Origin of the sequence: Pseudoxanthomonas sp. Root65 (assembly GCF_001427635.1) — a bacterium.
Lineage (GTDB): Bacteria > Pseudomonadota > Gammaproteobacteria > Xanthomonadales > Xanthomonadaceae > Pseudoxanthomonas_A.
Genome location: NZ_LMHA01000003.1, coordinates 272,043 through 294,602 on the forward strand (window position 1 = coordinate 272,043; position 22,560 = coordinate 294,602).

Consider the following 22,560-nt stretch of genomic DNA (forward strand, 5'->3'; position numbering starts at 1 on the left):
ATACACAGATTGGTGCACGCGTCATCCACATGCCCTGTGGAAAACCCGGCGGCGGGCGACGGCTTTCCGTGGCCCGGAAAGCACCACGCCACCCGAAGGTGGCGTGGTGGAAACCGTCGGGAAGCGTCAGGCGCTTACTTGACCGGCTTGCCCGCCGGCGCGCTTTCCGGTGCGGTCAGGCCACGCTTCTCCAGCAGCGGCTCGATCTTCGGATCATGCCCGGCGAAGTCGCGGAACAGCTTCATCGCATCCTGGCTGCCGCCCTGCGACAGCAGCGTCTTGCGGAAGTGGTCGCCGTTCTTGCGGGTCAGGCCGCCGTTGTTCTTGAACCATTCCACGCTGTTGGCATCCAGCACTTCGGACCAGATGTAGGCGTAGTAGCCGGCCGAGTAGCCGCCCATGATGTGGCTGAAGTACGGCGTCTTGTAGCGCGGCGGCACCGGCGCGTAGTTGATGCCGTCGGCGGTCAGTGCGGCGGCTTCGAACTTCATCACGCCGGCGGCGTCGGGCACCTGGTCGGCGGTGATCTGGTGCCAGCGCTGGTCCAGCATCGCGGCGCCGAGATACTCGGTGGTGGCGAAGCCCTGGTTGAACTTGGACGCGGCGATCACCTTGTCCAGCAGCGCCTGCGGCATGGCTTCGCCGGTCTTGTGATGCTTGGCGTAGTTGGCCAGGATCGACGGCCAGTCGGCCCACATCTCGTTGACCTGCGACGGATATTCCACGAAGTCGCGCGGCACGCTGGTGCCGCTGAAGTACGGGTACTTCACGTCCGAGAACATGCCGTGCAGCGCATGGCCGAACTCGTGGAACGTGGTGGTCACTTCGTCCCACGTCATCAGCGTGGGCTCGCCGGCCGGCGGCTTCGGCACGTTCAGGTGGTTGGCGACCACCGGCTTGTCGCCGCTCAGGCCGGACTGCGACACGTACGAGTTCATCCACGCACCGCCGCGCTTGGAGTCGCGCGCGTACGGGTCGAAGATGAAGATCGCCAGCTGAGAACCGTCGGCGTTGAACACGTCGTAGGTCCACGTGTCGGCGTGGTACTTCGGCAGGTCGGTGCGTTCCTTGAAGGTCAGCCCGTACAGCTGGGTGGCGGCGAAGAACACGCCGTTCTCCAGCACGTTCTTCATCTCGAAGTACGGCTTGAGCTGGGATTCATCGAAGTTGTACTTCGCCGCGCGCACCTTCTCGGTGTAGAACGCCCAGTCCCACGGCTCCAGCGCGAAGGTCGGCTGGCCCTTGGCCTTCTGCTCCTGGTCGATCATCGCCTGCAGGTCGGCGGCTTCGCGCTTGGCGTTGGCCACGGCGGCCGGCGCCAGCTTGCCGAGCATCGCGTTGACCGCTTCCGGCGTGCGCGCGGTCTGGTCTTCCAGGCCGTAGGCAGCGTGGTTGGGGTAGCCGAGCAGCTTCGCGCGGTCGGCACGCAGCTTCATGATGCGCGAGACCAGCGCGGTGGTATCGAACTCGCCGCCACGGCTGCCGCGCGCGACCGAGGCTTCGTGCAGGCGCTGGCGCAAGGCGCGATTGGTCAGCTGCGACTCCGGCGGCTGGCCGGTGGTGTTGAGCAGGGTCAGCACGTACTTGCCTTCGTGGCCGCGCTTCTTGGCGGCTTCGGCGGCGGTGGCGATCTGGCCCTCGGTCAGGCCATCGAGCTGCTTGACGTCATCGACCACGATGGCCGAGGCATTGACTTCCTTCAGCACGAAATCGCTGAACTTCGTGCCCAGCGAGGCGAGCTCGGCATTCATCGCCTTCAGCGTGGCCTTGTCGGCATCGTTGAGGTTGGCGCCGGAGCGGACGAAGCTGGTGTGGTAACGCTCGATCAGGCGCACGCCCTGCGCGTCCAGGCCCAACGTGTTGCGCTGGTCGTACAGCGCCTTGATGCGGGCGAACAGCTTCGGATTCAGGCTGATGGCATCGCCATGGGCGGCGAACTTGGCCGAGTAGTCGGCACGCAGTTTGTTGCGCGCGTCATTGGTGTCGGTGCCAACGAGGTTGAAGAACACGGTGGTGGCACGATCCAGCACCTGGCCGGACTTCTCCAGCGCGATGATGGTGTTGTCGAAGGTCGGCGCGGCCGGGTTGTTGGCGATGGCGTCGATTTCCTTCAGCTGCTCGGCCATGCCGGCGTCGAAGGCGGGGGCGAAGTCGCTGTCCTTGATCTTGTCGAACTGCGGGTAGTGCAGCGGCAGCGGGCTTTCGGCGAAGAAGGGATTGGCCGCCTGGGCGGTCTGGGTGGCCGGCGTGGCGGCCTGGCTGTAGGCGGGCATGGCGAGTCCGAGGGTCGCGGCAAGCGCGATGGCGAGGCGGGTGGTCATGAAGCGCTACGTCCTTACAAAGGTGGATTCCCAAGGGTAACCCAAGGGGGAAAGGCCGGACCCATGACGAAAGGCATGGGCGGCTGGCCCGGCGGCGGCCCAAGCTCCGGCAGAATGGCGCCTACGCCTTTGTCGGAGAGACCTGTGAAGCCTGTCCTTGCCTTCTGCTGCGCCTTGTTGCTGAACCCCGCCGCGCTGGCAGCCGAAACGCTGAAGTACGTCGCCCTGGTGGACGGCGGCAAGCAGGCCGGCGAACAGACGGTCACGGCGAGCGACGACGGCACGACCCGCGTCGATTTCATCTTCAAGGACAACGGGCGCGGGCCGGATTTGAAGGAGGAATTCCGGCTGCGCGCAGACGGTACCTACGACCGCTACCAGGTGAAGGGCGCCTCGACGTTCGGCGCGCCGGTGGACGAAACGTTCACGCGCAACGGCGATACCGGCACCTGGAAAAGCACCTCCGACAGCGGCACGCATGCGTTTTCCGGCACGGCGCTGTATACCCCGCTGGGTGGCACCCCGGCCGCGATGTCGGTGGCAGTGGCCGCATTGGCCAAACGCCCCGACGGCAAGCTGCCACTGGTTCCCAGCGGCACGCTGACGCAGCGCAAGGTCGCGTCGATGGACGTCGCCAGCGGTGGAAAGGCGCAGACCGTCGATCTGCTGGCGCTGACCGGCATCGGCTTCACGCCCAGCTTCGTCTGGGTCACGCGCGGTGCCGAGCCTCGCCTGTTCGCCTACATCTATCCCGGCTTCCTGCAGTTGATCGAGGACGGCTGGCAGGGCAGCGCAAACGCACTCGAGGCGCGCCAGAAGACCGCCGAGCGCGAAGCGCTGGTGGCGTTGCAGCAACGCTTGGCGCATCCGCTGTCGGGCACCACGCTGATCCGCAACGCGCGCGTGTTCGACAGCGAGAAGGCGGTGCTGGGTCCGGCGTCGGACGTCGTCGTGCGCGATGGCAAGATTCTTTCCGTATCGCCTGCGGGGCAGTCGAACGTCGCTGCGGACCACGTCGTGGAAGCGGGCAACCGCGTACTGCTGCCGGGCCTGTACGACATGCATGTGCATGCCGGCAGCTGGGAGGGCGGGCTGCACCTGGCCGCGGGCATCACCAGCGCCCGCGACATGGGCAACGACAATGCCACGCTGCAACAGCTGATGGCGGAGGAGAGGGACGGCACGTTGATGCACCCGCGGGTGATCCCGGCGGGTTACATCGAGGGCAAGAGTCCGCACTCGTCGCAGGGCGGCTTCGTGGTGGAGGATCTGGCCGGTGCAAAGCGGGCCATCGACTGGTATGTCGATCACGGCTATCCGCAGATCAAGATCTACAACTCGTTCCCGAAGGAGATCCTGCGCGACACCACCGCCTACGCCCATCAGCGCGGCATCCGCGTCAGCGGCCATGTGCCGGCGTTCCTGCGCGCGCAGGACGTGGTGGAGCAGGGTTACGACGAGATCCAGCACATCAACCAGGTGATGCTGAACTTCTTCGTCACGCCGGATACCGACACCCGCACGCTGGCGCGCTTCTACCTGGTCGCCGACAAGACCGACGCACTGGATTTCGACAGCAAGCCGGTGCAGGACTTCATCGCTGAACTGGCGAAGAAGCAGATCGTCATCGATCCGACGCTGGCCACGTTCGAGTTCCTGCACCAGCGCGAGGGCCAGCTGTCGCCGATCGTGGCGAATGTCGCCGACCACCTGCCGCCGGACGTGCAGCGCAGCCGGCGCGCCGCGGAAATGGATATTCCGGACGATGCCACCGGCGCGCGCTACAAGCGCAGCTTTGACAAGCTGGTGGAGTTCACCGGGCGGATGTACCGAGCGGGCGTGCCGCTGGTGGCAGGCACCGACGAACTTCCGGGCTTCACCCTGCAGCGCGAGCTGGAACTGTACGTGCAGGCGGGACTGACGCCCTCGCAGGTGCTGAAGGTGGCGACATGGAACGGCGCGAAGTACAGCCGCACGCTCGACGACGCGGGCTCGATCACTCCCGGCAAGCGCGCCGATCTGCTGCTGGTGGACGGCGACCCGACCACCAATATCGCCGACATCCGCAAGCTCGCGCTGGTCATCAAGGACGGTCGCGCGTACTACCCGGCCGAGATCCATGAGGCGCTCGGGATAAAGCCGTTCGTGCCGGCGCTGAAGGTGCAGTCGGCACGCTGACGCAGCTGTTGTAGGAGCGACGGCAGTCGCGACAGCAGATCGGGAGTGCGCACGGTGCGTGGTCGCGACTGACGTCGCTCCTACAGAAGGGCAGGGCTACGTCAGGATGTCGTAGCGCCGCCAGATCCACGACAGCTCGTAGAGCAGCGCCATCACCGCGAACGCACCATGGAAGCGCGGACTGCGCGTGGCGATGGCCACCAGGCTCCCGACGATGTACAGCGCATTGCGCACCCAGTACTCCAGCCCCAACTGCTGGGCATACGCCTGGCCTTTGATCAGGGTGTCGCCGATGTCCACCAAGAACATCAGCGCCAACAAGCCAAAGAACCAGTGCTTTCGCCCGTAGTAGTACTCGCGGTAACCCCCGCCTTCCGGTAACGATTCAGGGAAAACCAGCGCGCACAGCAGGTACAGCAGCAGTGCGTACAGCGTGACGTACAGGTAGAGGCTGAAGTTCCAGTGCGCCTGGTGGGAGAGGCTGAATTCCCACCACCAGAAGTGCAGGAGGTAGGTGAACATGAAGGCGGCCCAGACCAGATGGACGCTGTAGATGCGATGTGTGTTGGGTCGCTCCACCAGGCGCGCGACGTGGCGCAGCAGGTGGGTCAGGCCCAGGCCGACGATCATGCCCAGCAGGATGCGGACATGGATGTAGAGGCTGGCGTGGCTGGCGGGATCGGCAGCTTGTTGCATGGGCGGCCTCCAGGATCCGGTGCGCGGCCACGTTAGCCGATCATCGGAGGCTTGGACAGCCGCCGGGTGCATGCCTTGCCCTGCGCGCGTGCGCGGTGTCTGATAGCGGCTTCCACGGAGCCCACCATGACCACCGCCTACGACTTCTCCGCCCAGGACCTCAACGGTCGCGAGCGATCGCTGTCCGAGTACCAGGGCAAGGCCCTGTTGATCGTCAACGTCGCATCCAAGTGCGGCTTCACCCCGCAGTACACCGGTCTGGAAGCGCTGTGGCGCGAGTTCGGCCCGCAGGGTCTGGTCGTGCTGGGGTTTCCCTGCGACCAGTTCGGGCACCAGGAGCCCGGCGATGAGGCTGAGATCCGGAATTTCTGCTCGCTGAACTACGACGTGACCTTCCCGATGTTCGCCAAGGTGGAAGTGAACGGCAACGGAGCGCATCCGCTGTGGACGTGGCTGAAGCAGGAGAAGAGCGGGCTGCTCGGCATCGGTGCGATCAAGTGGAACTTCAGCAAGTTCCTCGTCGGCCGCGACGGCAAGGTGATCAAGCGCTATGCGCCCACCGACACGCCCGAGTCGCTGGCGGGCGACATCCGCGCCGCGCTGGGCTGAGCACGCCATGAGCGGTGCCGACGCGCGCGCGTTCCATATCGAGTTCGGCAGCACCGACTACGGACTGCGCGCGTGGGTGACCGGCACCAACGGCACGCTGGAAACGACACTGGCCTGCTGGCGTGCCATCGCCGACGAGGTACGCCGGCTGTCGCCCTCCGGCCTGCTGGTGGTCGACGACATGGAAGGCCTGCCGCCTCCGCCGGAGCAGTTGCTGGTGTTCGTGCAGTCGATGCGCGGGCAGGGCATGGAGGCGGTCCGCATCGCGTATGTCGAGAAGCACGCCGAACAGATCCCGGAAGTCGAGTTCGCCGGGCTGCTGGCCAACGAGCATGGGTTCGTCGCCCGCGTGTTCGCCGACGAAACCGATGCCGTCCGGTGGCTGCGCTACGGTGAGCGCTGAGCGTCCAGCCGCGCCGGACCCGCGGCGGCCAGCAGGCGCCGGGCAAGGGGCGACCACACCTTCCATGCGTGGCCGCCTTCCACCACCACCGTCTGGTCCTCCGGCAGCAGCGCGGCGAGCGGCGGCATCGCTCCCGCCAGCCGGTCGTCGGCCCCGTAGCCCAGCCAGACCGAGCGCGTGCGCGCAGGATCGTTGCGCCAGCCCTGCAGATGCCGCCACAACTCGCGCTGGTAGTTGCCGGCGTTCACCTCGGCGGGCACGGGACCCGCATCCCACTGCATCAGTCCGCGGGTACGGATGTCCTCCACCAGCGTGCGATCGCCCAGGTAGGGCGCCAGCAGCACCAGTCCGTCGGCGTCGCCGGGATACGCGCGGTCGTACATCAACGTGCCCATGCCGCCCATGGACGCACCCATCAGCCACACCTCGCGGTAGCCGCGGGTGCGCGCCGGCACGATCACTTCGTCATGCAGCCGTTGTGGTGCGCGTCCCTGCATGTAGTAGCCGAAGCCGAGCCCGGTGAGCACGACATCGGCGTCGGGCCATGCGGACTGGATGGCCGCCGCGATTCCGCTGTCGCGCAGCGCTTGCACATCGTCGCCGCGGCCGGGCAGTACCACCACCAGTCGTGTCGGTGCGACGTCCGACGGTACGAGCGCCTGCGGCACCGGTGCCTGCGGGTTGACCGCCGGCAGACAGCCCGCCAGGGCAAGAGAGACTGCCAACCCTACCCAGGACCACCGCCAGCCTGCCGTCATCGCATCGTCTCCCTGCATCGAGGCGGCGAGACTAGCATCGCCCGGACGAGGGCGGCGTGGACGCGCGCGGCGGGCGTGTCAGCGACTGCGCGGTGGCGCGCGGCCCTGCAGCGCCTCTTCCGGCAGCAGCGCCATCAGTTCCCGCGCGAAGGACTCCAGCACCGCCTCCGAGTAACCACGGTGCGTCTGCACGATCAGGCCATCCTGGCCGATGATGAACATGTTGGGCAGCGCGGTGACGCCGTAGCGATCCGTCACCACGCCACGCACGTCGTGCACGAAGGTCAGGTCCAGGTCCTTGTTCGCACGCAGCACGTCGAGGTAATCGCTGCGCGGCTCCTTCATGTTGATGGCGATGACTTCCAGGTACTCGCGCCCGACCAGCTTCTGCACGTGGCCGAGCATCGGCAGTTCGCGCCGGCAGGGGCCGCACCACGACGCCCAGAACGTCACCACCACGACCTTGCCCTTGAGCGCATCGAGGTCGACCGGATCGCCTTCGCGATCCTTCAGCGTGATCGGCGGCGGCAGCTCGCCGATCCCTGGTTGCTTGACGGCGTCGGCCGCCTGCACGCAAGGAGACGCGGCCAGCAAAGCGGCCAGCAGGAACAGGTTGCGGATCACGGCAGGTCCTCCCCAGGACGTCGTGGGCGCAGCCTAGCACCCGTCGCGGCCATGGGGCGAGCGCGCGCTACTTCTCGACGAACGCGCGCTCGAACACGTACTGGCCGGCGGTGCCGATGCGGGGTGCGGCAGCGAAGCCGCGGCCGTCGAGCAGGGCGCGGAAGTCAGCCAGCATCTGCGGGCTGCCGCAGATCATCGCGCGGTCGTGTTCGGCATCCAGCGGCTCGATACCGAGGCTGTCCATCATCGCGCCGCTCGCCATCAGGTCGGTCAGGCGGCCCTGGTGGACGAAGTCCTCGCGGGTGACGGCCGGGTAGTACAGCAGCTTCTCGCGGATGGTCTCGCCGAGGAACTCGTGCTGCGGCAGTTCCTTCTCGAAATAGTCGCGGTAGGCCAGGTCTTCGGCATGGCGCACGCCATGGGTCAGGACGACCTTGTCGAAGCGCTCGTACGTTTCCGGGTCCTTGATGATGGACAGCCACGGCGCCAGGCCGGTGCCGGTGCCCAGCAGGTAGAGGTTGCGGCCGGGATGCAGATCGCTGATCAGCAGCGTGCCGGTAGGCTTGCGCCCGATCAGCACGGTGTCGCCGGGCTTGATGTGCTGCAGGCGCGAAGTCAGCGGACCGTTCTGCACCTTGATGCTGAAGAATTCGAGCTGTTCTTCCCAGTTGGCGCTGGCGATCGAATAGGCACGCAGCAGCGGCTTGCCGTCGACTTCCAGTCCGATCATCACGAACTGGCCGTTCTCGAAGCGGAAACCGTCGTCGCGGGTGGTGGTGAAGCTGAAGTAGGCGTCCGTCCAGTGACGGACGTCGAGCACCGTCTCGGTGCCGAACGCAGAGGACATGGGGGAATGGGGGCGAGTGAAGCGACGCGTCATTGTAGCCGACCGGCGCGGAGCGGCCTTGATCGTGCTCAAGCCGGACCGTCCGGATCGGGCACGCGCCCGCCGCGCCGGTGGAAGCAGAGTTGCTCGACGAGGCGGCGTACCGGGCGCGCCGTCAGCAGCAGATCCATCGGCGCATCGAACTGCCCGTGATCGAAGGCCCAGCGCAGCAGGCGCTTGAGCGCGAAGCCCGGAACGGGTGGCGTCATCGCCACATCCGTGGCCACGACGCCCGACAGTCGGCTGGCCAGCAGGCGTCCTGTCATGGCGCCGTGGCGTAGGCCTGAATGGATGCCGCCGGCCGTCAGCGGCGACACCATGCCGGCGGCATCGCCGACGAGCACCACGTCATCGCGCCCCATCGGGCGGACGGGCCCGCCGCACGGAATCAGGCCGGCACGGACGCTGTCCGGCCGTCGCGTGGCCATCAGCCCCGTCATCGGCGCGATGTGGTGCAGGAAGCCGACCATGTCCGGCGCCTGCGTGCTGCCCGGTCGGTACCGCCGCGCCAGACCCGCCTGCACGCCGGTCGGTGTCTGCGCCACCCAGCCCAGGTAGCCGGGCGCGAAGCGCTTGCTGACAAAGCAGTGCAGGGCATCGGGTTCGCGCAGGGCCACGCCGTCGAACTCGTATTCCACGCCGTGCAGGAACTGGTTCACCCGGCCCAGTCCCAGCCGCTGCGCGACCCGCGAGCGTGCGCCATCAGCGCCGACCAGGAAGCGGGCGTGGCCGACGCCTTCGACCTGCCATCCCGTCGAGATACGCACTGCGTTGCGGAACCCGCACCCCCGCTTCAGTTCCACGCCGCACGCTTCGGCGCGTTCGCCCAGCCAGCGCATCAGCGCCGGCGTGTCGGTGGTGAAGAAGCGGTAGCCATCCGCACCCAGCCGGACGCTGCGCAGGTTCGGGGCGTAGAGGCGGACGTGGGGGACGGCACGCACGAGGGTCGGCGGCAGGCCGGCCAGCAGCGGGGCGTCGCACGCTTCCTGCACGAGGATGCCGGTGGTGTGGAGGCGTTCGCCGAGATCCTGCTTGCGATCGATCACGCAGGCGCGGAAACCACGGAGGGCGAGTGCGTGCGCGCAGGCGAGGCCGGCGAAGCCGGCGCCCACCACGATCACGTCATAACGTTGGTCCTGCATCGGTGGGCACGCGCTCCATCAAAGATGCAGTGCAGCGTGCAGGCCTGACGCGGAGTGGCGATGAAGTCGCCATGAAGTCACGGCGACCAACCCCCGAAAAGGAAGAAGGCGCCGATGGGCGCCTTCTCCGTGTTGCTTCAACCGTGGCCGCCACCGCCGCCACGGGGGCCGCGCTGGCCGCCGCCGCCGGGACGACCGCCGGGGCCACGTCCACCCGCAGGACGTCCACCCGGTCGCGGACCGGCCTGCTGCGGGCGGTTGCCGCCGCCACCGGGACGCCCCTGCGGACGCGGGCCGCGCGGCTGCTGGCCGTACGGACTGAAACCGGGATTGGCATGGTCGGAGGGGAAGCTCGGCGCGCTGCCGGGATGACCGTAGGGGCGCGCCGCGCGCTGCGGCTTGCCAGCGCCGCCTTGCGCACCACGCGGTCCGCGTTCAGCACCGAAGCCGGGACCGCGCTCGTTGCCGAAGCGGTCGCCCCCGAAGCCGCCGGGACCGCCGCCCGGACCACGCTTGCCGGCACCGCCACCAGGCTTGCCGCCGGCACCGGGAGGCCCGCCCGGCTTGCCGCCGTAGGGCTTCTTCGGGCCGCCGGGACCGGCGTTGCGGTGACCGGCCGGACCGGTGTCGACGCCATCCGGGACGTACCAGCTACGGAACGCGGCGGGGTTGCCATCCGGCAACGGCTTCGGCCCCTTGGGCGTGCGCTGCTTGAACGGACGCTGCGACTGCTTGGCCGCCTGTTCGCCGCTGACGGTCAGGCCGCCATGCGGCTTCTTGCCGCGACCACCGCGGCCGCGGTCTTCGCGCACGTGGTCGAAGCGGCGCAGTTCGCGGCCTTCGTCGGCGCTGTTGTGGCCGTTGACGTAGGCGCTGCCGCTGCGGCCGCCGCCCACGTGCACGGTGGACTTGGCGGCCTTGCGCTGGCCGATCACCGGCTGCAGGGTCAGCGCGGCGGGCGCGCCGACGTCCAGGCCCAGGTCCTTGCGCAGCGCTTCGACCTGCGCGTCCGGCAGTTCCTGCGTCTGGCCGCGCAGCAGCGGCTGCGGCAGGCTGACCTTGCCGTAGCGCACGCGCTTGAGGCGGCTGACCTGGCAGCCCTGCGATTCCCACAGGCGGCGCACTTCGCGGTTGCGGCCTTCCTTGACCACCACGCGGAACCAGTCGTGCGAATCGGTGCCGCCGATGCGGTCGATCTCGTCGAACTTGGCCGGGCCGTCGTCCAGCGCCACGCCGCGGCGCAGGCGGTCGACGATGTTGTCCGGCACGCTTTCCTGGCCTTCCGGCGCACGCACGCGCACGACGTATTCGCGCTCGACTTCGTACGAGGGATGCATCATCGCGTTGGCGAGTTCGCCGTCGGTGGTCAGCACCAGCAGGCCGGTGGTGTTGATGTCCAGGCGGCCGATCGCGATCCAGCGCGCGCCTTTCAGCGAGGGCAGCGCTTCGAAGATCGTCGGACGGCCTTCGGGGTCTTCGCGGGTGGTGACTTCGCCTTCGGGCTTGTTGTAGATCAGCACGCGGGCCGGTTCTGTCAGCGCGCTGGCGACGAAGGTCTTGCCGTCCAGTTCGACGCGGTCGCCGCCCTTGATCGACATGCCGGTCTGCGCGACTTCACCGTTCACCTTGACCAGGCCCTCGGCGATGCGCTGCTCCAGCGCACGGCGCGAGCCCAGGCCGGCCTGGGCCAGCACCTTGTGCAGGCGTTCTTCCAGGCGAGGCGTTTCCACTGCCTCGGTGCCTTCGCCGCGCTTCAGCGACAGCTTGCCCAGGGAGGTTTTCTTCGGAGGGGTGTTGCTCATTGTTTCTGCTCCGACGGTGCCCGGTCTTCCTGGTCGGAAGCAGCGGCGTCGTCATCTTCGGGTTGAGGTTCATCGTGATGGCTGGCGTCGTCGCCAGCGTCGTCCGATGGGGTGTCGTCGTCGGCATCGTCCGATGCCGCGGTGTCGTGGTGTTCGTCGTCCGTGGCGCCGTCATCGTCCGCGACGGGCGTGCTTTCGTTGTGCGTGTCGTCGTCCTGGGGGGCGTCGACGGCATCGCCACTGGCGATGCTGACCGGCAGCGGCGCACCGTCCAGCGGCAGCTGCGGTTCCAGTTCGCCGATGTCCTTGAGTTCGGACAGCGGCGGCAGTTCGTCCAGGCGCTTCAGGCCGAAGTAATCGAGGAAGCTCTTGGTGGTGCCGAACAGCGCCGGCTTGCCGGGCACGTCGCGGTGGCCGACCACGCGGATCCATTCGCGTTCTTCCAGGGCCTGGATGATGTTGCTGCTGACCGCCACGCCGCGGACCTGTTCGATCTCGCCGCGGGTGATCGGCTGGCGGTAGGCGATCAGGGCCAGCGTTTCCAGCGTGGCGCGGGTGTACTTGGTCTTGCGCTCGGTCCACAGGCGCGCGACCCAGGCATGCACGTCGGCCTTGACCTGATAGCGGTAGCCGGAGGCGACCTCGACCAGTTCCACGCCGCGGTCGGCACAGGCGTCGGCGAGGTCCTGCAGCGCCTGTTCGACGCTGCCTTCCGGCGCGGGGTCGTCCTCGGGGAACAGGCCATGCAGCTGCGCCAGCGTCAGCGGCTGGGTGGCGGCCAGCAGGGCGGCCTCCACGATGCGGTTGATGAGCGATTGATCCATGCGGTCCTGTCGTTCGGAAGTGCGGCGGGCGGGCGCCCGGCCGCGGTCACGGGCTGTCGTTGGCGGCGTCGCTGTCGTCGAATTCGCTGGAGAACTGCAGCGGTTCGTTGGTGTTGTTCAGCGCCAGCGACTTGATGTAGATGGGAGCGAGCGGGGCTTCCTGCACGATGTCGAGCAGTTGCTCCTTGGCCAGTTCCAGCATGGCCAGGAAGGTCACCAGCACGCCCAGCTTGCCTTCCTCGGGGGTGAACATGCTCTCGAAGCGGTGGAACTTGCCGTCCTCCAGTCGGGTAAGCACGTCGCCCATCCGCTGGCGCACGCTGAGCGCCTCGCGCTTGATGGCGTGGCCGGTGAACAGCTCGGCGCGCTTCAGCACGTCGTGCAGCGCCAGCAGCATTTCCTTCAGCTCGACCGGCGGCGGCAGTTTGACCGAGGCGCGGTCCGGCACGTCGGCATGCACCGGGGTGGTGTCGCGATCCTGGCGGGGCAGGGCGTCCAGGTCCTCGGCGGCCTGCTTGAAGCGCTCGTACTCCTGCAGACGGCGGACCAGTTCGGCGCGCGGGTCGCCTTCTTCGCCTTCCTCGCTCACCGGCCGCGGCAGCAGCATGCGTGACTTGATCTCGGCCAGGATGGCGGCCATCAGCAGGTATTCGGCGGCCAGCTCGAACCGCAGCTCCTGCATCACATTGATGTAGGCCACGTACTGCCGGGTGATCTCGGCAACGGGAATGTCCAGGATGTCCAGGTTCTGCCGGCGGATCAGGTACAGCAGCAGGTCCAGCGGGCCCTCGAAGGCATCGAGGATGACTTCCAGCGCGTCCGGCGGGATGTACAGGTCCTGCGGGATCTGCAGGACGGGCTGGCCATGCACCACCGCCAGCGGCATTTCCTGCTGCTGCGGACGCGTGGACGGGGATTGTGGGTTCGCGTCGGACGCGAGTTCTGGGCTCATCAAGAAACAGCCATCGTGCGGGTCACCCTGCGGGCCTGCACGTGGCAGGACGGCGCGGCACCGGCAATGCACCAACCATCATCATCATGCGTCGCAGGGCGAACGCTTCCCTTACAGCAACCAGCAAAACACACCGCAGGACTGCGGTGGCGGACAGCGAGAGGTCGTCGGGCGCGGGCGGGTGGGGGCAGCGAATCGAACGTCCCGGTAGTCCCTCGACGGGGCAGGGAGGTCGGCATCGCCGGTCTTCCCCTGGACGGGCCGCTGCTTCCGGCCGTGCAATGGAGCACAGGGTAAGCCTTGGCCCCCACCGTGTCCAGCCTCGACGCGCGGGCCGGCCCGTACAATTCAGACTTCGTCCCCGGAGTGAACACCATGTGGTATGCCATTGAAGGCCATGACGGCCCCGACGTTCTGGCCCGGCGCCTGGCCGCGCGGCCGGAGCACCTGGCGCGGCTGACCGCGCTGCGCGACGAAGGGCGGCTGCTGCTGGCCGGTCCATGCCCGGCGATCGATGCCGAAGATCCGGGCCCGGCCGGGTTCAGCGGCAGCATCGTGATCGCCGAGTTCGATTCGCTGGAAGACGCCCGGGCCTGGGCCGATGCCGACCCATACGTCGCCGCCGGCGTCTATGCCCGCGTCGACGTGCGTCCGTTCCGCAAGGTCCTGCCGTGAGCCGCGTCGAGCGCATCCGCGACGCGCTGCAGGCCGCCCTGCAGCCGGCGTCGCTGGAGGTCCTGGACGACAGCCACAAGCACGCGGGCCACGAAGGTGCCCGTGACGGACGCGGTCACTTTACCGTCCGCATCATCAGCGACGCCTTCGCCGGCAAGGTGCCGCTGGCCCGCCACCGTGCCGTGTATGCCGCCCTGGGCGAGATGATGCAGACCGACATCCACGCCCTGGCCATCGAGGCCCGCACACCGGACGAAGCCGGCTGACGTCCCCTCTTCGGCAGCGCGGCATGCGCCGGCCGATGAAAACGTTTACATTCGCCCCCTTTCGTCACGCCGGGAGGGCGCCATGTCCACCAACCACCTTTCATCGCGGCCGCTGCTGGCCGGCCTGATCGCCACCTTGCTGGCCGCCCCGGCCGCGGCCGCGCCACCGGCGTATGCCACGCCGCAGGAGAAAGCCTTCGTCGACGCCCTGATGGCGAAGATGACCGTCGAGGAGAAGCTGGGCCAGTTGAACCAGCCCGCCGGCGTGGGCAACAACACCGGTCCGGCCGCCATGACGGGCAACGAGGACCAGATCCGCAAGGGCGAGATCGGCACCTACCTGGGTACCCAGGGCGCGGTGCTGACCTGCCGCCTGCAACGGATTGCGGTGGAAGAGTCGCGACTGAAGATCCCGCTGATGTTCGGCTTCGACGTGATCCACGGCCACCGCACCGTCTTCCCCGTGCCGCTGGGCGAGTCGGCAAGCTTCGACCCGGTCGAAGTGCAGAACGGCGCCCGCGTGGCCGCGGTCGAAGCCGCGGCGCACGGCATCCACTGGACCTACGCGCCGATGGTGGACATTTCCCGCGACCCGCGCTGGGGACGTATCGTCGAGGGCGCGGGCGAAGACCCGTACCTCGGCTCGGTGCTGGCCGCGGCGCGCGTGCGCGGTTTCCAGGGCGACGACTTGCGCGCGCCGGATACCATCCTGGCCACCGCCAAGCACTTCGTCGCCTATGGCGCGGCCGAGGGTGGCCGCGACTACAACGTGGCCGACATCTCCGAGCGCGCGCTGCACGAGGTCTACCTGCCGCCGTTCAAGGCCGCCGTGGAGGCTGGCGCACAGTCGATCATGGCCGCCTTCAATGAAGTGGCCGGCGTGCCGATGCATGCGCACCGTCCACTGATCGAGGACGTGCTGCGCAAGCAGTGGGGCTGGGACGGCCTGCTGGTCAGCGACTACACCGGCGTGATGGAACTGATGCCGCACGGCGTGGCCGCCAACCGCGAGGAGGCCGGCATCCTGGGCCTGCGTGCCGGCGTGGACGTGGACATGGTCAGCCAGATCTACGTGAAGGACCTGCCGGCGGCGGTAAAGGCCGGAAAGATCCCCATGGCCGAGCTGGATGCGTCCGTGCGCCGCGTGCTCAATGCGAAGTACCGGCTGGGCCTGTTCGACGATCCCTATCGTTACTGCACCGACGACGGCGCCCGCGAGCGCGCGCTGACGCTGACCCCAGAGCATCGCGCGGCCGCGCGCCGCATGGCGCAGAAATCGCTGGTGCTGCTGGAGAACGATCGCAACGTGCTGCCGCTGTCGAAGTCCGTGCGCACGCTGGCCGTGATCGGCCCGCTGGCCGACCATCGCCGCGCCATGCTCGGCAACTGGGCGGTGGCCGGGCGCGAGGAAGACGCGGTGACGCCGGTGCAGGGTCTGAAGGCTGCGTTGGGCGAGGGCGCGCGGCTGATCGTCGCCAAGGGCGCCGACATCGACAGCCAGGACACGTCCGGCTTCGCCGAGGCGCTGGCGGCGGCCCAGCAGGCCGACGCGGTGGTGATGTTCCTCGGCGAACATCCCGACATGAGCGCCGAGGCGCACAACCGCACCACGCTGGACCTGCCGGGCGTGCAGGAACAACTCGCGCTTCAGGTCGCCGCGACCGGCAAGCCGGTGGTGCTGGTGCTGCTGAACGGGCGTCCGCTGTCGATCGGTGCGCTGAAGGGCAAGGTGCCGGCGATCCTGGAAGCGTGGTTCCCCGGCGTGGAAGGCGGACATGCCATCACCGACGTGCTGTTCGGCGACGTCAATCCGTCGGCCAAGCTGCCGGTGACGTTCCCGCACAACGTGGGCCAGATCCCGCTCTACTACGCGCACCGCAACACCGGCCGTCCGCCGAGCGACACCGACAAGTACACCAGCAAGTATCTGGATGCGCCGTCCACGCCGCTGTACGCGTTCGGCCACGGGCTCAGCTATACGACCTTCCGTTACGACGCGCCGGTGGTGGCGAAGAAGACGCTGGCGCCGTCCGCCCTGCAGCAGCAGGTCAGCGTGCGTGTCACCAACACCGGCAAGCGCGCGGGCGAGGAAGTGGTGCAGCTCTACGTGCGCGACGACGTGGCCAGCGTCACCCGCCCGGTCAAGCAACTGCGCGGCTTCCAGCGCGTCGCGCTGGAGCCGGGCGAGTCGAAGACGGTCACCTTCGAGCTCGGCTTCGAGGATCTGGCGATGTACGACGCGCGCATGCAGCAGGTGGTGGAGCCGGGCACCTTCACGGTGTTCGTGGGCGGAAGCTCGGATCGCACGCAACAGGCCGCGTTCTCGGTGGCGGCGCCCTGAAGGACGACGGCGGCGTGGCATCGGCGATGCTGCGCCGCAATATTTTCTGCCGGATCAAGGTGCGCGCAAACGACTGAATTCACAGTGTATTTCGCACCAACTAACGCGGGCTTTACACGTTTCCGTGAAAACGGTTACAGTCCGCGCCACTCAAGGCTGTCATCACCGCGGAGGGGCGGGGAATGGCGAGAACCTCGGTCACCATCAAGGATGTCGCACGCGAGGCGCGGGTCTCCGTCGCCACCGTGTCGCGTGCCTTGAACGGGCATGAGAACGTCGCCGACTCCGTTCGCCAGCAGGTCCTGGCCACGGCCGACCGCCTGCGCTACCAGCCGCATGCCGCCGCGCGCAGCCTCAGCAGCCGCCGCACGCAGACCATCGGCGTGGTGTTGCCGGACCTGTACGGCGAGTTCTTCTCCGAACTGATCCGCGGCATCGACCAGGTCGCCCGCGCACGCCGCCAGCATCTGCTGGTGTCCAGTTACCACGGCCATCCGGAAGAGCAGGGCGAAGCCCTGCGCGCCATGCGCGGTCGCGTCGACGGCTTGCTGGTGCTGTCGCCGTATACCGACCGTCCGGGCTTCCTGGTCGACAACCTGCCGTCGTCGCTGCCGGTGGTGCTGATCAATACCGATGTGCAGGACTCGCCGTACCCGGCATTGACCATCGACAACTACAGCGCCGCCGTGGCGATGGTCGAACACCTCGTCCAAGCTGGCCATCGCCGCATCGCGTTCATCGGCGGGCCGGAGGGCAACTTCGATGCGCGCGAACGGTTGCGCGGCTACCGCGATGCGATGGCGCGTCTGTTGCCAGGTGCGCAGCCGCAGGAGTTTTCCGGCGATTTCAGCGAGTCCGCCGGCTACGAAGCAGGCAGGCACATCGCGCATGCGCCAGACAGGCCGCAGGCCGTGTTCGCTGCCAACGACATGACGGCGCTGGGCTGCCTGTACGCCTTCAACGAAGCCGGTGTGAGCGTGCCGAAGGACGTGGCCCTGGCCGGTTTCGACGACATCCCGCTGGCGCGCTTCGTTCACCCGACCTTGACCACGATGCGGGTGAGTATTGCCGAGCTGGGGGGGCAGGCGATGAGCCGTCTGCTGGAAACGATCGAATCCGATGGTGCGCGTGTGGCGCCTTCGGCCATGTTGACGCCGGAGCTGATCGTCAGGGCGTCCAGCGTGGGAGAGGGCCGCCGCACACAGACATAGGGAAAGCGTGACCGCTTTTTTTTGGAGCGGGCTGTAATCGATTACAAGCGGCATCAAGCCGATTTGCAGTACATCAATCTTTGGAGGGAGAGCCAATGAATAAGCGCAACCGCACCACCACATTCCGACCCAATCGCAAGCTGTTGTCCTGTGCCCTGGCGAGCTGCCTGGCCATGGCCGCGCCGCAGGTGATGGCGCAGTCCACCTCCGCCACGCTGCGTGGTGCAGTGACGGCGGACTCGACCATCACCGTCACCAACGTGGATACCGGCCTGACCCGTACCGCGAAGGCGGCGAACGGCAGCTACAACATCGGCGGCCTGCCGCCGGGCACGTACCGGATCGATGTCAACGCCGGTGGACAGACCAGCAGCCGTGCGGTGACCTTGGCCGTGGGCCAGACCGCCACGCTGAACCTGCAGGACGCACCGCCGGTCTCCGCGCCGACGGGTGACGCGACCACGCTGGATACCGTGCGCGTGACCGCGCCGATGCTGGTGGAAACCAAGACGTCGGAAGTGGCGACGTACGTGTCGAACAAGCAGATCGAACTGCTGCCGCAGAACTCGCGCAACTTCCTGGCGTTCGCCGATATCGTGCCGGGCATGGCGCTGCAGACGCCGGTCAATGGTCAGGAGACCCAGATCCGCAGCGGTGCGCAGGGCGCGAATGCCATCAACGTGTACATCGACGGCGTTGGCCAAAAGAACTATGTCACGCCCGGCGGCGTTACGAGCCAGGACGACAGCGAAGGCAATCCGTTCCCGCAGTCCGCGATCGGCGAATACAAGGTCATCACCTCGAACTACAAGGCAGAGTACGACCAGATCAGCAGTGCAGCCATCACGGCCGTCACCAAGTCCGGTACCAATGAATTCGAGGGCAGCTTCTTCGTCGATCGCACGTCGGAGGCCTGGACACAGTCCACGCCGCAGGAGCTGAGGGATGGCGAGAACGAGGAGAAGGTGGAGCAGTACGGCATCACGTTTGGCGGCCCGATCCTGCGCGACAAGCTGCACTTCTTCGTGTCGTACGAAGCGAAGGACATCGTACGCCCGGCTCCGATCCTGCCGCCGACGGAGGTACTGAACAACAACGTGGTCCTGCCGTCCGAGATCACCCAGTACTACGGACCTGCGAGCCGGCCGTTCAACCAGGACGTCTATTTCGGCAAGCTGAGCCTGCAGGCCAGTGATGCGCACCTGATCGAGCTGATCGGACGGGTCCGCAAGGAAACCGGTGTGTTGGGCATTGGCGGCGTCAACGTTCCGAGTGCCGGCACAGCGCTCAACAACGATGAAACCCGCATTGACCTGCGTTGGCAGTACTCCTCGCAGGATTGGCTGGCCGACAGCCACCTGACGTTCGAGGAGGCGGCCTACAATCCGAGTCCGGTCAACCCGATCAACTCGGCCCGCTACACCATCGTCAATCCGCAGAACCCGAACCAGCGCGATTTGCAGGTCCTGAATCTCGGCGGCGGCCCGAACTTCCAGGACAAGGGTCAGAAGGGCGTCGGTATCCAGAGCGATGTGACGTTCTATGGTTGGGAAAATCACACCATCAAGATGGGCGTGAAGTACAAGCAGGTGGATCTGAAGGCCTTCCAGCAATTCCCGCCATTCCCGCGCTACTGGTATGACGTCAACGAGAGCCTGACCCAGCCGTGGCGCATCGAATTCACCGCGCCGCGCACCGGCCGCGACCCCTTCGTAAGCTCGGAGAACAAGCAGTTCGGCATCTACATCCAGGACGACTGGCAGGTCAACGAGAAGCTGACGCTGAACCTCGGCATCCGCTGGGATTACGAACAGAATCCGGCCTACACCGACAATCGCCTCGACCCGGCTATCGAGGCCGCGCTGCGTGGTTGGACGAACATTCAGAACACCGACTACAACATCGATAACTACATCCCCGGTCCGGGCAAGCGCGACAACTTCAAGGACGCCATCCAGCCGCGCCTTGGCTTCTCGTACGACCTGACCGGTGACCAGCGTCATGTGATTTTCGGCGGTGCCGGGCGCGCCTATGACCGCACGCTGTTCGACTACCTGGCGCGTGAGTACTACGCGGGTGCCTTCACCACCTACACGATCAACTTCCCCACCGCGTTCCATCCCTGCTCGGGCACCAACTGCATACCGTTCAATCCGGCGCTGATGACCGACGCGGGACTCGATGCCTATCGTGCGGCGAACCCTGTGGCTGGCGGCGAGATCCAACTGGTCAACAACGACTTCAAGACGCCGTACTCCGACCAGTTCAGCCTGGGCATGCGCAACGCGGTGACGCTGTGGGGGCACGACTGGAATACGGCGGTGACCCTGCAGCACATCCGCGCGCGTGATGGTTTCTATGGCCGCCTCGGAAGCCGTCGCCCGGATGGCAGCTTCCATCAGTTCCAGTCGCAGGGACAGACGTTTGGCGGTTCGCCGTTCATCGCAGTGCCTGGCTACGGCAACCTGATCCTGTTGGACAATGGGTTCTCTTTCAACCAGAACTCGCTGCTGCTGTCGGCGGACAAGCCGTTCACGCAGGCATCGCCGTGGGGCGTCAACATCGCCTACACGTACATGGATGCGGAGGAGAATCGTCCGGAAGCCTCGCTCGGCGAGACGTTCCTGTTCGATTATCCGTACGTCACGGATGATTACTACGTGTCCGTCGGCGTGCCGAAGCATCGCCTGGTCCTTTCCGGCATTTATTCGCCGGGCTGGGATCTGACCTTCAGCGGCAAGTTGATTTTGGAGACGCCGAAGCCGAAATCTGCTGTGAATAGACTCAATTCACCGGCTGACGGCACGTGCCAGCCCATCACCGGAGCTGCGAACTGCGGTGACCTGCGTGCGTTCTATGCGCCCGTCACGCCGGAGGGCACGATTGGGTACAAGCGCTTCGATCTGGCGGTGCAGAAGCGCTGGAATCCCAGCGAAGACCTGTCGGTCTGGGTGCGTGGCGACATGATCAATGTCTTCAACTGGGAGAACTGGAACCAGTTCAACACCAACTGGGGCTCGCCGGGTGGTCCGCAGAACCCGAACCTCGGCACGCGTAGCGGCATCGAAGTGTACGAACCCATGCGAACCTTCAAGCTGTCTTTCGGCTTCGACTGGTAATACACACCCGCCCTCGGGCGGCGCCTCCGGGCGCCGCCTGACCGGCGGGTTTGTTTTGTGCTCTTTTGTAATCGGTTACAACGGGATAATGTTTTGAACAAGATCACCCCAGCCCCGCGCGCGCCCTGGCTCATCGGCGTTGTGCTGACTCTGTTGATCGCCGGCTGCCAGAAGGCGCCGGAAGAGAAAGCCGCACCCGCCGCGAAGCCTGCCGCTCCCGTCGTGGCCGCCAAGCCGGAACCGCCGGCGAAGCCGGAGTTGCCGCCCCTTTTCCGCGACATCGAACGTCGCACGTTCCAGTTCTTCTGGGACACCACCAACGAAGTGAACGGCATGACGCCGGACCGCTATCCGTCGCGTCCGTTCGCCAGCATCGCCTCCATCGGCTACGCGTTGACCGCGTATCCCATCGGCATCGAGAACGGCTGGGTCAGCCGCACGCAGGCGGTCGACCGCACGCTGACCACGCTGAAATTCCTGCGCGACATCCCGCAGGGTCCGCAGAAGGAAGGGAAGGGCGGCCACAAGGGCTTCTACTACCACTTCCTCGACATGAACACCGGCGAGCGCTTCAACACCTGGGTGGAACTGTCCAGCGTGGACACCTCGCTGCTGCTGATGGGCGTGCTGTTCGCGCAGTCCTACTACGACCGCGACGACGCGCGCGAGAAGGAGATCCGCGACCTTGCCGACACCCTCTACAAGCGCGTCGACTGGACCTTCCTGCAGAACAACAAGCCGCTGATCTCGATGGGCTGGTTCCCGGAGAGTGGCGTCATCCCGCACGACTGGAAGGGCTACAACGAGGCCATGATGGTCTACGTGCTGGCGATGGCCTCGCCGACGCATCCGGTGGGTCCCGAGGCATGGGAAGTGTGGACGCGCAGCTACAGCGAACTCTGGGGTGTTTTCCAGGGACAGGAATACCTGACATTCGCACCGCATTTCGGTCACCAGTACAGCCATGTCTGGATCGACTTCCGCGGCATCCAGGACGCGTACATGCGCGAGCGCGGCATGGACTATTTCGAGAACAGCCGCCGCGCCACCTACGCCCAGCGCGCCTACGCCATCGAGAACCCGATGAAGTGGAAGGACTACGGCGCGAACGTGTGGGGCCTGACCGCCTCCGACGGACCGCAGCAGACCACCCAGGAATACCGCGGCGAACAGCGTCCGTTCCGCCATTACTCCGCACGCGGCGCCGGCTTCCGCGAGAACTTCGATGACGGCACCATCGCGCCGACGGCGGCCATCGCCTCGCTGCCGTTCGCGCCGGAGATCGTGATTCCCGCCACCGAGGAAATGCATCGCCGTTACGGCGACTACCTGTACTCGAGCTATGGCTTCCTGGATTCGTTCAATCCCAGCTTCGACTACGACATCCCGCTGAAGACCGGCCGCATCGTGCCGGGCAAGGGCTGGGTGGCCAGCGACTATATCGGCATCGACCAGGGCCCGATCCTGGCGATGATCGCGAACTACCGCAGCGATTTCGTCTGGAGCGTGATGAAGAAGAATCCGTACATCCGTGACGGATTGAAGAAGGCCGGCTTCCAGGGCGGCTGGCTGGATGCGAAGAGCGAGCAGGCGAGCGGCGCCAGCGCCGTGGCGGCGCCGACCGCACCGCCGGATCTGGACGCCGCGGCGGCGCGCGCGCTGGGCACCGCAGAATCGCGCGCCAACCAGGCCTCGCAGCCCGAGGCGACGCGCCCGCAGCAGCCCGAGTAAGCTGTCCGCATGGATCGGCGTG

18 protein-coding genes are annotated in these 22,560 nt (G+C 66.8%); 9 read left to right on the forward strand and 9 right to left on the reverse strand.

What is annotated here, in order from left to right:
* Window positions 1–134 precede the first annotated feature (134 nt).
* Window positions 135–2,321, reverse strand: coding sequence for a M3 family metallopeptidase (locus ASD77_RS15985; RefSeq protein WP_055944236.1), 2,187 nt, complete (start codon window positions 2,319–2,321; stop codon window positions 135–137).
* A 144-nt stretch (window positions 2,322–2,465) separates the two neighbouring features.
* On the opposite strand from ASD77_RS15985, the gene ASD77_RS15990 reads away from it, so the two are divergent.
* Window positions 2,466–4,499, forward strand: coding sequence for an amidohydrolase family protein (locus ASD77_RS15990; protein WP_235578565.1), 2,034 nt, complete (start codon window positions 2,466–2,468; stop codon window positions 4,497–4,499).
* Window positions 4,500–4,595: 96 nt separating this feature from the next.
* Here the strand turns inward: ASD77_RS15990 and ASD77_RS15995 are convergent, their stop codons facing one another.
* Window positions 4,596–5,195, reverse strand: a complete 600-nt coding sequence (locus tag ASD77_RS15995) for a hypothetical protein (protein ID WP_055944242.1) — start codon at window positions 5,193–5,195, stop codon at window positions 4,596–4,598.
* Window positions 5,196–5,321: 126 nt separating this feature from the next.
* Between ASD77_RS15995 and ASD77_RS16000 the strand changes: the two genes are divergently transcribed.
* Window positions 5,322–5,804: a glutathione peroxidase gene (locus tag ASD77_RS16000; RefSeq protein WP_055944245.1), complete on the forward strand. Its 483-nt coding sequence runs from the start codon at window positions 5,322–5,324 to the stop codon at window positions 5,802–5,804.
* 7 nt (window positions 5,805–5,811) lie between these two features.
* On the forward strand, window positions 5,812–6,207 hold the full coding sequence (locus ASD77_RS16005; protein ID WP_055944249.1) for a hypothetical protein: 396 nt from the start codon (window positions 5,812–5,814) through the stop codon (window positions 6,205–6,207).
* On the opposite strand, the gene ASD77_RS16010 is transcribed toward ASD77_RS16005, so the two are convergent.
* The 7 genes from ASD77_RS16010 to ASD77_RS16040 all read right to left on the reverse strand — a co-directional run bounded on the left by ASD77_RS16010 (window position 6,192) and on the right by ASD77_RS16040 (window position 13,195).
* Window positions 6,192–6,965 (reverse strand): alpha/beta hydrolase, encoded by a 774-nt coding sequence (locus ASD77_RS16010; RefSeq protein WP_156383697.1) that lies wholly within the window; start codon window positions 6,963–6,965, stop codon window positions 6,192–6,194. The genes ASD77_RS16005 and ASD77_RS16010 overlap by 16 nt on opposite strands.
* Before the next feature lie 78 nt (window positions 6,966–7,043).
* Window positions 7,044–7,589, reverse strand: a complete 546-nt coding sequence (locus tag ASD77_RS16015) for a TlpA disulfide reductase family protein (RefSeq protein ID WP_055944255.1) — start codon at window positions 7,587–7,589, stop codon at window positions 7,044–7,046.
* Window positions 7,590–7,656: 67 nt separating this feature from the next.
* Window positions 7,657–8,436, reverse strand: a complete 780-nt coding sequence (locus tag ASD77_RS16020) for a ferredoxin--NADP reductase (protein ID WP_055944257.1) — start codon at window positions 8,434–8,436, stop codon at window positions 7,657–7,659.
* A 68-nt stretch (window positions 8,437–8,504) separates the two neighbouring features.
* Window positions 8,505–9,617 (reverse strand): NAD(P)/FAD-dependent oxidoreductase, encoded by a 1,113-nt coding sequence (locus tag ASD77_RS16025; protein WP_055944260.1) that lies wholly within the window; start codon window positions 9,615–9,617, stop codon window positions 8,505–8,507.
* A gap of 137 nt (window positions 9,618–9,754) precedes the next feature.
* The gene (locus tag ASD77_RS16030; RefSeq protein ID WP_055944264.1) at window positions 9,755–11,419 is read right to left on the reverse strand and encodes a pseudouridine synthase; all 1,665 of its coding nucleotides are present in this window, start codon (window positions 11,417–11,419) and stop codon (window positions 9,755–9,757) included.
* A complete protein-coding gene (gene scpB / locus ASD77_RS16035; RefSeq protein ID WP_055944266.1) occupies window positions 11,416–12,243 on the reverse strand; it encodes an SMC-Scp complex subunit ScpB in 828 nt (275 codons plus the stop codon). Before scpB ends, ASD77_RS16030 begins: the two co-directional genes overlap by 4 nt.
* A 46-nt stretch (window positions 12,244–12,289) precedes the next feature.
* Window positions 12,290–13,195: a ScpA family protein gene (locus ASD77_RS16040; protein ID WP_055944269.1), complete on the reverse strand. Its 906-nt coding sequence runs from the start codon at window positions 13,193–13,195 to the stop codon at window positions 12,290–12,292.
* Between the two features lie 375 nt (window positions 13,196–13,570).
* On the opposite strand from ASD77_RS16040, the gene ASD77_RS16045 reads away from it, so the two are divergent.
* The 6 genes from ASD77_RS16045 to ASD77_RS16070 all read left to right on the forward strand — a co-directional run bounded on the left by ASD77_RS16045 (window position 13,571) and on the right by ASD77_RS16070 (window position 22,538).
* A complete protein-coding gene (locus tag ASD77_RS16045; protein ID WP_055945045.1) occupies window positions 13,571–13,870 on the forward strand; it encodes a YciI family protein in 300 nt (99 codons plus the stop codon).
* Complete coding sequence (locus tag ASD77_RS16050) at window positions 13,867–14,136, forward strand: BolA family protein (RefSeq protein WP_055944272.1); 270 nt, start codon at window positions 13,867–13,869, stop codon at window positions 14,134–14,136. The genes ASD77_RS16045 and ASD77_RS16050 overlap by 4 nt, the downstream gene beginning before the upstream one ends.
* A gap of 82 nt (window positions 14,137–14,218) precedes the next feature.
* On the forward strand, window positions 14,219–16,477 hold the full coding sequence (locus ASD77_RS16055; protein WP_055944274.1) for a glycoside hydrolase family 3 N-terminal domain-containing protein: 2,259 nt from the start codon (window positions 14,219–14,221) through the stop codon (window positions 16,475–16,477).
* Window positions 16,478–16,659: 182 nt separating this feature from the next.
* Complete coding sequence (locus ASD77_RS16060; RefSeq protein ID WP_055944277.1) at window positions 16,660–17,688, forward strand: LacI family DNA-binding transcriptional regulator; 1,029 nt, start codon at window positions 16,660–16,662, stop codon at window positions 17,686–17,688.
* A 95-nt stretch (window positions 17,689–17,783) separates the two neighbouring features.
* The gene (locus tag ASD77_RS16065) at window positions 17,784–20,807 is read left to right on the forward strand and encodes a TonB-dependent receptor (RefSeq protein WP_055944279.1); all 3,024 of its coding nucleotides are present in this window, start codon (window positions 17,784–17,786) and stop codon (window positions 20,805–20,807) included.
* Between the two features lie 132 nt (window positions 20,808–20,939).
* A complete protein-coding gene (locus ASD77_RS16070) occupies window positions 20,940–22,538 on the forward strand; it encodes a glucoamylase family protein (protein WP_235578581.1) in 1,599 nt (532 codons plus the stop codon).
* The last annotated feature ends 22 nt before the right edge of the window (window positions 22,539–22,560 follow it).